The 11062-nt window shown below is 65.0% G+C and carries 14 protein-coding genes; 6 read left to right on the top strand and 8 right to left on the bottom strand.

Going from position 1 to position 11062, the window contains the following annotated elements; genetic code table 11:
• Positions 1-403: 403 nt before the first annotated feature.
• Positions 404-1291, bottom strand: a complete 888-nt coding sequence (locus OC446_RS25365; RefSeq protein WP_262031782.1) for a branched-chain amino acid aminotransferase — start codon at positions 1289-1291, stop codon at positions 404-406.
• A gap of 161 nt (positions 1292-1452) precedes the next feature.
• Between OC446_RS25365 and OC446_RS25360 the strand changes: the two genes are divergently transcribed.
• The 3 genes from OC446_RS25360 to OC446_RS25350 are packed head-to-tail and all read left to right on the top strand — an operon-like array spanning position 1453 to position 4088.
• The gene (locus tag OC446_RS25360) at positions 1453-1974 is read left to right on the top strand and encodes a MarR family winged helix-turn-helix transcriptional regulator (protein WP_262031781.1); all 522 of its coding nucleotides are present in this window, start codon (positions 1453-1455) and stop codon (positions 1972-1974) included.
• Between the two features lie 33 nt (positions 1975-2007).
• Positions 2008-2724: a response regulator gene (locus OC446_RS25355; protein ID WP_262031780.1), complete on the top strand. Its 717-nt coding sequence runs from the start codon at positions 2008-2010 to the stop codon at positions 2722-2724.
• Positions 2721-4088, top strand: a complete 1368-nt coding sequence (locus OC446_RS25350; RefSeq protein WP_262031779.1) for an ATP-binding protein — start codon at positions 2721-2723, stop codon at positions 4086-4088. The genes OC446_RS25355 and OC446_RS25350 overlap by 4 nt, the downstream gene beginning before the upstream one ends.
• 6 nt (positions 4089-4094) lie before the next feature.
• Here the strand turns inward: OC446_RS25350 and OC446_RS25345 are convergent, their stop codons facing one another.
• The 7 genes from OC446_RS25345 to OC446_RS25315 form a co-directional block, all read right to left on the bottom strand.
• Entirely contained in the window at positions 4095-4712 is a 618-nt protein-coding gene (locus OC446_RS25345) for an MliC family protein (RefSeq protein ID WP_262031778.1), read from the bottom strand.
• A gap of 43 nt (positions 4713-4755) precedes the next feature.
• A complete protein-coding gene (locus OC446_RS25340; RefSeq protein WP_262031777.1) occupies positions 4756-5211 on the bottom strand; it encodes a hypothetical protein in 456 nt (151 codons plus the stop codon).
• Between the two features lie 17 nt (positions 5212-5228).
• Positions 5229-5588: a tRNA-binding protein gene (locus OC446_RS25335; RefSeq protein ID WP_262031776.1), complete on the bottom strand. Its 360-nt coding sequence runs from the start codon at positions 5586-5588 to the stop codon at positions 5229-5231.
• Positions 5589-5606: 18 nt separating this feature from the next.
• A complete protein-coding gene (locus tag OC446_RS25330) occupies positions 5607-6314 on the bottom strand; it encodes a TetR/AcrR family transcriptional regulator (protein ID WP_410055136.1) in 708 nt (235 codons plus the stop codon).
• Between the two features lie 65 nt (positions 6315-6379).
• Positions 6380-7207: a pyrroline-5-carboxylate reductase gene (gene proC / locus OC446_RS25325; RefSeq protein ID WP_262031775.1), complete on the bottom strand. Its 828-nt coding sequence runs from the start codon at positions 7205-7207 to the stop codon at positions 6380-6382.
• A 73-nt stretch (positions 7208-7280) separates the two neighbouring features.
• Positions 7281-7781 (bottom strand): YbjN domain-containing protein, encoded by a 501-nt coding sequence (locus OC446_RS25320; RefSeq protein ID WP_009494597.1) that lies wholly within the window; start codon positions 7779-7781, stop codon positions 7281-7283.
• Positions 7782-8024: 243 nt separating this feature from the next.
• Positions 8025-8303: an accessory factor UbiK family protein gene (locus OC446_RS25315; RefSeq protein ID WP_262031774.1), complete on the bottom strand. Its 279-nt coding sequence runs from the start codon at positions 8301-8303 to the stop codon at positions 8025-8027.
• A gap of 134 nt (positions 8304-8437) precedes the next feature.
• Between OC446_RS25315 and lgt the strand changes: the two genes are divergently transcribed.
• The 3 genes from lgt to OC446_RS25300 all read left to right on the top strand — a co-directional run.
• Entirely contained in the window at positions 8438-9295 is an 858-nt protein-coding gene (lgt, locus tag OC446_RS25310; RefSeq protein WP_262031773.1) for a prolipoprotein diacylglyceryl transferase, read from the top strand.
• A complete protein-coding gene (locus OC446_RS25305) occupies positions 9292-10368 on the top strand; it encodes a class I SAM-dependent methyltransferase (RefSeq protein ID WP_410055135.1) in 1077 nt (358 codons plus the stop codon). Before lgt ends, OC446_RS25305 begins: the two co-directional genes overlap by 4 nt.
• 9 nt (positions 10369-10377) lie before the next feature.
• Positions 10378-11062, top strand: a 685-nt coding sequence (locus tag OC446_RS25300) for a polyphenol oxidase family protein (RefSeq protein WP_262031772.1), incomplete at its 3' end; no start/stop codon positions are given.

Genomic DNA, 11062 nt, shown 5'->3' with positions numbered 1-11062 from the left:
GACGCCTCGCGAGCGCGCCCCTCGTCAGGCGGGGATGGGTAATGATATAGCTAAGATTAATCCTGCTGTCAAGAACAAAGTAAGAACATTGCACCACACCACCACACCCTTGACGTCATGGCCGTCTCCGGACTTGATCCGCGGATCGGTCCCGGCCACCCTGATCCGAAGAGCGCGGTGCCTCAGTTGATCGGTATCACCGGCACGAGGCCGGTGATGACGTCGAAGGCATCCGACAAACCTTGTGAGCGGGGGGCGCTCTTCCAAGCGGAATGGCCGGCACAAGGCCGGCCATGACGGGGTGGGGAGCAACCCTCCCCTTCAAGAGGGAAGGAAAGACGCGCAAGCCCGTTTACGAACGAGATCGTCGAATGAGGGCTTGGGAGCGTGGCTGCAAGGCGCCTTATGCCGCCTTGCTCTTGGGCTGCACCTCGGCCGAGTAGTCCTCCATCAGCATCTTGGTCATGTTGCCGGGCTGGAAACGATGGGGACCGATCTCCGACACCGGGGTCACTTCCGCGGCCGTTCCGGTGATGAAGCACTCGTTGAAGCTCGGGAGCTCATCCGGCATGATCCGGCGCTCCTCAACCCCGAAGCCGCGCCGCTTGGCGAGATCGATCACCGTGCGGCGGGTGATGCCGTCGAGGAAGCAATCGGCGATCGGCGTATGGACGACGCCGTCGCGGATGAAGAACACGTTGGCGCCCGTGCACTCCGCCACCCGGCCCTGCCAGTCGAGCATGAGCGCATCGGCATAGCCCTTCCGCTCCGCCTTGTGCTTGGAGATGGTGCAGATCATGTAGAGACCTGCGGCCTTAGCGGTCGACGGGGCCGTGGCGGGATCGGGGCGGCGGTATTCCGCCATGTCGATGCGGATGCCCTTCATCTTCTGGGCCGGATCGAAGTAGCTCGGCCATTCCCAAGCCGCGATGGCGAGATGGATCTTGTTCTCCTGTGCGGCGACGCCCATCATTTCCGAGCCACGCCAGGCGACCGGACGCAGATAGGCGTCCTTCATCCCATTCTTTTCCAGCACGAGGCGCTTGGCCGCATCGATCTCGGCCACCGTGTAGGGGATCTCGAAATCGAGGATCTGACCCGATTTCTTGAGGCGCTCGGAATGCTCGGTCGACTTGAAGATTTCGCCGCCATAGGCCCTCTCGCCTTCGAACACGGAGGATCCGTAATGCAGGCCGTGCGAGAGGACGTGGAGCTTGGCGTCCTTCCAGGGTACGATCTGCCCGTCGTACCAGATCCATCCATCACGTTGATCGAAGGGGGTCGCGGACATCGTTTTTCTCCTTGAATGCCGACCTTTGCAGCAACCGGGGCCGTGTAATTTCCGGTTTGCTTCCAGCGGATTTCAATTTCATTCATTTCGCGGAAGCGGCTTGACGAGTAACAATCGTCCTGAGATATGTCAACAAGGCTGACATAAAAATTGGGAACAGGATGGTGCCAGACGCAATTCCGGCTTTGAAGTCTCAGAAACTCGGCAAGGATGTTCTGGTCGAGCAGCCCGCCTATGATCTCATCGAATTATTCTTCTTCGCCTACCGCGATTTCGTCAGCGATCCCGACAGGATTCTGGATGAATACGGCTTCGGGCGGGCCCATCACCGGGTCCTCCACTTCGTCAGCCGCCAGCCGGGCCTGACGATCGCGGAACTCCTGGACATCCTGAGGATCACGAAGCAGAGCCTCAACCGGGTCCTGAAGGAACTCATCGAAAAGGATTTCATCGAGAGCCGGATGGGCACCTCCGACAGGCGCCAGCGGCTGCTCTTCGCCACGGGCAAGGGCCACGATTTGGCCTTGAAGCTCGCCAAGCTGCAGACACGCCGCATCATGCGGGCCCTGTCGGACATGGACCCGGACGCAAAGGAAACGGTCAGCCGCTACCTTCTGCGCCTCATCGATCCGGACGACAGCGCCCATGTGAGGCAGCTCGTATTCGGTCTTGAGAAAACCTGATAAGCAGGGTCCGACAAAGCAGCTTGAAGCCAGATGGATGCACGCATCGACATTCCCGATCATGCCCCGCACGTGCTCGTGGTGGACGACGACCGCCGCCTGCGCGACCTGCTGACCCGCTTTCTCACGGAGAACGGCTATCGGGTGACGGCCGCCGCCAGCGCGGCCGAGGCACGGGCGAAGGCGGGCAATTTCGTGTTCGACGCCCTCGTGCTCGACGTGATGATGCCGGGGGAAACGGGGTTCGAATACGCCCGCTCCTTACGCGAGCACTCCCAGGTGCCGATCCTGATGCTCACGGCCCGGGCGGACGCCTCGGACCGGGTGACGGGGCTTGAAATCGGGGCGGACGATTATCTGCCCAAGCCGTTCGAGCCGCGGGAGCTTCTGCTGCGCCTCGGCAACATCCTCAAGCGTGCTCTGCCGGTGTCGGGCGCGCCGAGCGCCGATGCGCCGGAGATCATCCATTTCGGTCCATTCTCCTATCGCTTCGACCGCGGCGAATTGCGGCGTGGCGACGACGTGGTGCGCATCACGGAGCGCGAGCGCGAGATCCTGACGATCCTCGGCAACCACGCGGGCGACAACGTTCCGCGCGAGGCGCTCGCCGGCAACGGCATTGCGGCCAACGAGCGCACGGTGGACGTGCAGATCAACCGGCTTCGGCGCAAGATCGAGATCGATCCCGCCAATCCGACCTTCCTCCAGACCGTTCGCGGCATCGGCTATCGCCTCGTGATCGACCGATGAAGATCGGAGCGACCCTGCGCTATTCGCCTCTCGACCAGGTCGCGCGCTGGTTCGGCCGCTTCCTGCCGAAAGGGCTTTACGCCCGCGCGCTCATCATCATCATCGCGCCCGTCATCCTGCTGCAATCGGTCGTCGCCTACGTGTTCATGGAGCGGCATTACCAGCTCGTCACGCGGCGCCTGTCCTCGGCGGTGACGGCGGATATCTCGGCCCTCATCGATATCTACGAGAGCTACCCGCAGGACAAGGACGCGAGCACGCTGTCCCGCATCGCGTCGGAGCGGCTGCAGCTCGACGTGGACATCCTTCGCAACACCGATCTGCCGCCGCCCGGCCCCAAGCCCTTCTTCGACATTCTCGACGAAACCCTGACCGACGAATTACGGCGCCAGATCGACCGTCCGTACTGGATCGATACGGTCGGCCGCTCGAGCTATGTGGAGATCCGCATCAAGCTCAATCAGAACGACGTCATGCGCGTCCTGGCGCGGCGCAGCCAGGCCTATGCGTCCAACTCGCACATCTTCCTCGTGTGGATGGGCGGCTCGTCCTTCGTGCTGCTCGGCATCGCGATCCTGTTCCTGCGCAACCAGATCCGGCCGATCCTGCGCCTCGCGGAAGCCGCCGAGGCCCTAGGCAAGGGCCGCGAGATCGAATTCCGCCCGCGCGGCGCCCGCGAGGTGCGTCAGGCCGGCCACGCCTTCCTGGAGATGAAACGGCGCATCGAGCGCAACATCGAGCAGCGGACCACCATGCTGAACGGCGTGAGCCACGACCTGCGCACCATTCTCACGCGCTTCAAGCTCTCGCTCGTGTTCCTCGATCAGACTCCGGAGGTGGAGGATCTCAAGCGCGATGTCGACGAGATGAGCCGCATGCTCGAAGGCTATCTCGCCTTCGCGCGTGGCGACGGTGGCGATGCGGGCGAGCAGGCTGTCGCGACGGATCTGCGGCAGCTTCTCGAAGAGGCCCAGTCGGACGCGGAACGGCAGGGCCATGTGACGGAACTCGACATCATCGGCGATCCGATGATCACCGTGCGTCCGGACGCCTTCCGTCGTCTCTTGTTCAACCTGGTCGGCAACGCGGCGCGGCACGGCGACCGGATCGAGATCACGGCCAATCACGAAACGCGCTGGCTCGTCCTGCATGTGGACGACGACGGGCCCGGCATTCCGCCCGGGATGCGCGAGGAAGTGTTCAAGCCCTTCGTGCGCCTGGACGAAGCGCGCAATCAGGACGAAGGCGGATCGGGCCTCGGCCTCGCCATCGCCCGTGACGTCGCCCGCTCCCACGGCGGCGACATCGTCCTGGGGGAGAGCCCGCTCGGAGGCCTGCGCGCGACGGTGCGCCTGCCGGCCTGAGAAGCGTCACCGCACCTTCTTGCAGCGCATCTCCGGCGCGCCGTAGCCCCAGGTGATTGAAGCCTCGCCCTGGTGTTCCCAGAAACTCTCGTTGCGCCCCTGATAGCGCGCTCCGCTTCCCGACGGTTGAACATACATCAGCGAGACGCTGTCGCCGCGCTCGGCGATCATCGTCGAGGGATCGGTCCGGAAGAACGTGACGACCACCTCGTTGCGCGGGTCGCCGTCGCAAGCGAAGGTCACGGGACCGATGCTGGGAACGAGCCGGTAGCGCGCCTGGAGTTCCGCGATGCGGCGCTGGTACTCCCCTTCGACGCAGGCTCGTCTGTCATCGCTCTTCCAGCAATCGTCGCGCCCCTTGATCCAGCCGCGCTGCTCCGCCCGCAGCAAGGGCGGATGCTCGTTCGCCGCTTTGCGGGCGGCCTTCGCATAGACATCGGCGAGCTTGCGGTCGAGCGCCGACAAGGCGCCGTCGGTGCAGACCATTTCCGCGATGCTTCCCGCTTCCACCTTGTCGCAGGAGAACGACGGGCTCTGCGCAGCCGCTCCATCGCACAGACTCATCGCGATGGCCGTACCCAGCAAACTCGTCACAGATTGAAGGATCCTAGTGCTTCTGCTCATGGACAAGTCTCCCGTCGAAGGAGCCGGGAATACCGGTCGGGTTTCAGGGACATCTCTGCGCCGAGAAGCGGTCCGTACTCGCCCCACGCCAGCAGCGCCAGGACCGCTTCACGTCGCGAATGCTCCAGGCTCCGGCATCGCTCCGGCCGAGCACGATATCCCATCGCTCGCCCCGCACGGAATCGTCCCGAAGCCCGTCGCGCAACACCAGGATCCTTGCGGAAGACGGCACCTCGCCGCCTTCGTTCATCTGGACGATGTGCTGCGTCGCGCCGTCGAAGGATCCGGCAATGGCGAGCGCAATGTCGAGCGGCGAAGCGCCACCTGCGGCCAGCGATGAGACCCGGCCGTAGGCATCCGGCGCGACGGATTCCATCGCGGCAACCGGCACATCCGGAAGGGCGATGCGAGGATCCGTCGTTGAAGTCTGGGCATGTGCCTGCCCGAGAACCAGGAGGAATGAGGCGGCGCCGCGTATGAGACCAGGAAGGCTCGCCATCATCCCCTCGCGTCGATCTAGTAGAGCCTTCCGCCCACGGGCACGTCGCGATCCGGACGGATCAGCATCACATTGCCATTGGCATCCGGTACGCCGAGCGTCAGCACCTCCGACATGAACGGGCCGATCTGGCGCGGTGGAAAATTCACCACGGCCATCACCAGCGCGTCCAACAGGTCTTCCGGCGAATGGTTCACCGTGATCTGCGCCGAGGACCGCTTGGTCCCGATCTCCGGCCCGAAATCGATGGTGAGCTTGAACGCCGGCTTGCGCGCCTGCGGAAAGGGCTCCACCGAGACGATCCGGCCGACACGAATGTCGACCTTCAGGAAATCGTCGAACCCGATGAGTGCCGCCGTCGAAACCGCCTGATCCATCTTCGCCCCTTACCGTCCTTAAATCGCTGCCGCCGGGTTCTGCGCATCGCCGTTGTCGTCTTCGGCGCGCTGCGTCTGCGATCGGGACGGCCTGCGCCCCTGAAGCAGGGCGCGTCCCACGGCGCGCAGAGGCGCGCTCAGGCGGCGCAGATCCTCGGCTCCTTCCAGGATGCGCTCGGCGCGGCGCAATTCGCGGTCGAGCCGCGCCATGGTCTTGGCGAGGGTCGGATCGTCGTCGTCGAGCCATGTGCGCATGGTGTTGGCGAAGACCAGAACCGCGCCTTGGAGCTTCAGCTTCCCGAGCGGCCCCTCCGTGTCGATCCCGGCCGCCGCCAGCATGAAGCGCTGGGAGTTGAGCGAAACCTGATTGAGAGCCGCGAGCGAGACGGGGTCGTATTGCAGGTCCTGGGAGATCCGTCGCAGGGCCTGCTTGTAGGGCTCCAGGGCATCGAAGCGGCGCATCAGCACGTCGAAGATGCGCTCGCGCGCGGGCTCGCCCGCGAGATCGTCTGTGGTTCCCTCCAGCACCTGCCGGTCGATCTGGCGCGACAGCGCACCGAGCACGGCACCTTTCGAGGGGAAGAGGTCGCGGAACTCCGCCAGCGACACATGGGCGGCCTTCGCCACGTCGCCGATCTCGATCTCGTGCCAGGGCCGCCGCGCGGCGAGAACCATGAGCGCCTCGACGATGGCCTTGCGCTTATCCGTGGGAACGTCAGCGGTCACGATCGGTCTCCTGAATATTTGCCGTCGAGGCTTAATCTAGGGGCTTACCGCATCAACCCCAAGGTTTAGCCCGCGAGTTCCTCGGCGCGCCGCTTGGCGGCCGCGACGGCCTCGCGCATGAGCGCCTTCATCCCGTCCGGATCGCGCATGAGGACTTCGAGCGCCGCCGCCGTGGTGCCGCCGGGCGAGGTGACGTTCTGCCGGAGCGTGGCGGGCGGCAGGTCGCTCCGGAAAAGGAGTTCCCCGGCGCCGGTCACCGTGGCCCTGGCCAGGCGCTGTGCCAGGTCGGCCGGAAGGCCGGCAGCCGTTCCGGCTTCAGTCAGGCACTCGACCAGATGGAAGACGTAAGCCGGTCCCGAGCCCGAGAGCGCCGTGACCGCATCGATCAGGTCTTCCGAGGGGAGCCATTCGACGATGCCGTTGCTGCTCAGGAGCGCATCGGCGGTCAGGCGTTGCGTCTCGCTCACCTTGTCATTCACGGCCGCTCCGGTTGCTCCTCGGCCGATACTGGCGGGCAGGTTCGGCATGGCGCGCACGATGGCGCCGGCCGCCGGCAGCCTGGAGCGCAGATCGCCGATGGTCTTGCCGGCCAGGATCGAGATGATGAGGGTCTGCGGCCCGAGAAGCCCGTTCAGGGCAGGCGCGGCCTCGTCGAGCATCTGCGGCTTGATCGCCAGGACCAGCACGTCCGCCGCTACGGGATCAGACGGGTTCAGGGCGATGCCCTTCTCGCGACAGAAGCGGGTCATCTCCTCGGAGGGGCGTGGATCGAGAACCGTGACGCCCTCAGGCCTCATGCCGACTTTGAGCCAGCCCTCCAGCATGGAGCCGCCCATCTTGCCGGCGCCGACGAGGATAAGGGATGACGGCAGATGCGAGACGTTCGACGGCATGAGCTTGACCTGACAGGGTGAAATGGTGAGGCCGCACTCTATTCACGGCCACCCTGCCCTGTCGAGCCGGACCTCAGGCCTCGCCTTCGGTTTCGAACAAGACTGAATCGAGAGCCTCGCGGGCGGACTTGCCGGCCCAGATCACGAACTGGAAGGCCTGGAAATAGCGTTCGCAGGCCTCGACCGCGACCCGCAGCATGGTCTCGCATTGACCATCGGTCGGATCGGCCCCGCCGGCCAGCAGCAGGGCATGGCGGAACATCACCACGTTTTCCGTGCTCCACAGGTCGAAATGTCCGACCCAGAGCTGCTCGTTGACGGATGAAATGAGCTGCAGCACCTCCTGGCGCCGCCGCTCCGGCACCTTGAGATCGAAGGCGCAGGCCATGTGCATGGCCTCCACATCCTCGATCCAGGTGAAGGCGACGTCGTAATCCGCCCAGCGACCCGCCACGGAAATCGACATCTCGTCCGCTTCTGCGCGATCGAAGATCCAGTGCCGCAGGGAAGCGAGACGCTCGACCACATCCAGGGGATGCTCCGAGCGGTCGATTTCAAGATGAATCTGCGACATGTCGATCCTGGATGCTGAATTGCCCGATGATGGTAAACATATCGGGCAACACCATTGCGTAGATCCGAGGACTATTCGAAAGAAGTACTCAGAATACCTTCGGTATTCCGGGATCCCGCTGCCGCCGCCTCGAATCAGCTGATGAATCGACAGTCTTAGATTTCGGCCTTCGTCACAATGCGCGGGATTCACCTGTCCACAGCAGGAGCCCCGCGCCGGACGCAGGGCGGTTTCCCGCACCAATCAAGGCGTCGCGGGGTTCCCGCCGGCCGTGGAAGCGAGCTTCGCCTCGAGGTCCTTGACCCGGGCTTCGAGCCGCTCGTTATCCTCGCGGGCCGCCACCACCATCTCGCGCAGGACCTCGACTTCCTCACGGGTGGCGACGTCCATGTCCTTGATCAGGCGTTCGAACTGGCTGCGGACCACGGTCTCGACCTCCCGCCGGACACCCTGCGCCGCTCCGGCGGCATCGGTAGCGAAGCGGGCGAGTTCATCGAAGATCCGGTTGGACGATTGGGTCATGGGAAAATCCACAGCGTTCGACGGGCCCTGAGCCCCGGGAAGCCCACACATGGGCGCATTTGCCACAAACTGCAACAGGGTTGACGGCCCCCATCCGGAAGGTTCAATGGCGCACGTTCGAACAAGGCCCGCACATGCCGCTCTCCTTTCCCCTCATCGACCCCGTGGCGATTTCCATCGGACCCTTCGCGATCCGCTGGTATGCGCTGGCCTATGTGGCCGGTCTCCTTGGCGGCTGGTTCTATGCCAAGCGCCTCGCAGCGAAGACCGAACTCTGGGGAGGCTTGAAGCAGCCCAAGCCCATGGACGTCGACGACCTCATCGTCTGGGTGGCGCTCGGCGTCGTGCTGGGCGGCCGGATCGGCTACGTGCTGTTCTACAACCTCGCCTCCTATCTCTCCCATCCGCTGGAGATCTTCGCGATCTGGCGCGGCGGTATGTCTTTCCACGGGGGATTCCTGGGATCGGTGCTCGCCATCGTGCTCTTCTCCCGTTCCCGGGGGCTCAACCCGCTCGCCATGCTCGACATGGCGTCCGTGGTCACGCCGATCGGCCTGTTCTTCGGCCGCATCGCCAATTTCATCAATGGCGAACTCTGGGGCCGCCCCGCCCCGGACTTTCCCTATGCAGTGGTCTTTCCCCATGCGGGCCCGGAGCCCCGCCATCCGAGCCAGCTCTATGAAGCCTTCGGGGAAGGCCTGATCCTATTCCTCGTCATGGCCTTCGCCGCCCGACGCTTCGGCTTCCGCCGCCCGGGCCTCCTCGGGGGCATCTTCGTGCTGGGCTATGCCATCGCACGCATCGTCTGCGAGTTCTTCCGCGAGCCGGATGCGCAGCTCGGCTTCCTGTTCGGGTCGTCCGTGCAGGCGCTCAGCGGCGGCATCACGATGGGCATGCTCCTGTCCATCCCCATGGCGCTGATCGGAATCGGCTTCATCGTCATGGCCGTGCGCGGCTACACCCGCCCGTCCAAGACCGTCGAGGCAGCGTGAGCCCGCTGAAGGATACCCTACGCGAGGCGATCGCCCTCGAAGGGCCGATCACGGTCGAGCGCTACATGAGCCTGTGCCTGAGGCACTACTACGCCACCCGCGATCCGCTCGGCGCCGCCGGCGACTTCACCACGGCTCCCGAGATCAGCCAGATGTTCGGCGAGTTGATCGGCCTCTGGCTGATTGAGATCTGGAACGGAATGGGGCGTCCCACCGGCTGCCGACTCGTCGAGCTGGGTCCGGGCCGCGGCACCCTGATGGCCGACCTGCTGCGGGCGGCACGGCTCCTGCCCGACTTCAAGGCCGCCGTGACCGTGCATCTGGTCGAGACGAGCCCGTCCCTCAGAAAGAAGCAGGAATCCGCCCTCGCGGCCTCCGGCTTCTCGCTCCACTGGCATGACCGGATCGAGGATGTGCCGCCGGGTCCGACTCTGCTCGTCGCCAACGAATTCTTCGACGCCCTGCCGGTGCGCCAGTTCGTCGGCACGGAGCGCGGCTGGTGCGAGCGTCTCGTCGGTCTCGGAGATGAGGGCCTGATCTTCGGCCTGCGCCCGGAGCCGGAACCCGCCCTGGGCACGGCCTTGAAGCCTGGCGACATCCTTGAATGGCCGGGCGCGTCCATCGACGTCATGAGCGAGATCGCCCGTCGGCTGGCGCGCGATACGGGCGCCGCCCTGATCCTCGATTACGGCTACTGGGGACCGGCCTTCGGCGACACGCTGCAGGCGCTCAAGGCCCACAAGCCCGTCAATCCTTTGGAGGAACCCGGGGAAGCGGATCTCACGACGCATGTTGACTTCCACCGTCTCGCGCAGACTGCCGTCGTGCAGGGCACCAGGGCTCACGGCATCGTCAGCCAAGGCGATTTTCTCCAATCCCTCGGAATCGACGCCCGCGCCGCCGCCCTGAAGGCACGGGCCACGCCCACGCAGGCTGCCGATATCGACCGGGCGCTTGCCCGCCTGACGGAGCGCGGACCGACCGGCATGGGAGACCTGTTTAAGGTTTTGGCCGTTACACATGATGGGATCGAAGCCGTGCCCGGCTTGCCTGCCCTGACCTCCTCTTCCTGAGATTGCGCCATGTTCATTCAATCCCCTGCCCTCGCGGCCCATTCCGGCCTCCGCCACGCCTTCTTCACCCGCCAGGGCGGCTCCTCGGAGGGAATCTACGCCTCCCTCAATGGCGGCATCGGATCATCGGACGAGCCCGCGAAGGTGCATGAGAACCGCCGCCGCATGACGCAGGCTCTGGGCGTCGGGCAGGAGGCCCTGATCAGCGTGTATCAGGTCCACTCGCCTGACGCGGTATTCGTCGAGGGGCCCTGGCAGGGCGAGCGTCCCAAGGCCGACGCCATGGTGACGGCCACCCCCGGCCTCGCGCTCGGCATCACCACGGCCGATTGCGGGCCGGTGCTGTTCGCCGACATGGAAGCGCGGGTGATCGGGGCCGCCCATGCAGGCTGGCGGGGCGCCGTGACGGGCGTCCTCGAGTCCACAATCAAGGCCATGGAGCAACTCGGAGCCCGCCGTGAAAGAGTCGTCGCGGTGCTTGGCCCGACGATCAGCCAGAAGGCCTATGAGGTCGGGCCGGACTTCATTCGGCGCTTCGCCGAGGAGGTCCCCGGGCACGACCGCTTCTTCAAGGAAGCCGAGAGACCGGACCACGCCATGTTCGATCTTCCGGGCTTCATCGGGGCACGCCTCGAAGCGGCGGGCATCGGCGCCTTCACGGATCTCGGGCTCTGCACCTATTCCGACGCGGAGC

It is taken from the genome of Microvirga sp. Mcv34, assembly GCF_024519725.1.
Taxonomy (GTDB): Bacteria; Pseudomonadota; Alphaproteobacteria; order Rhizobiales; family Beijerinckiaceae; genus Microvirga.
The sequence above is the reverse complement of the archived record's forward strand: the minus strand, read 5'-3'. Positions and strand labels throughout refer to the sequence as shown.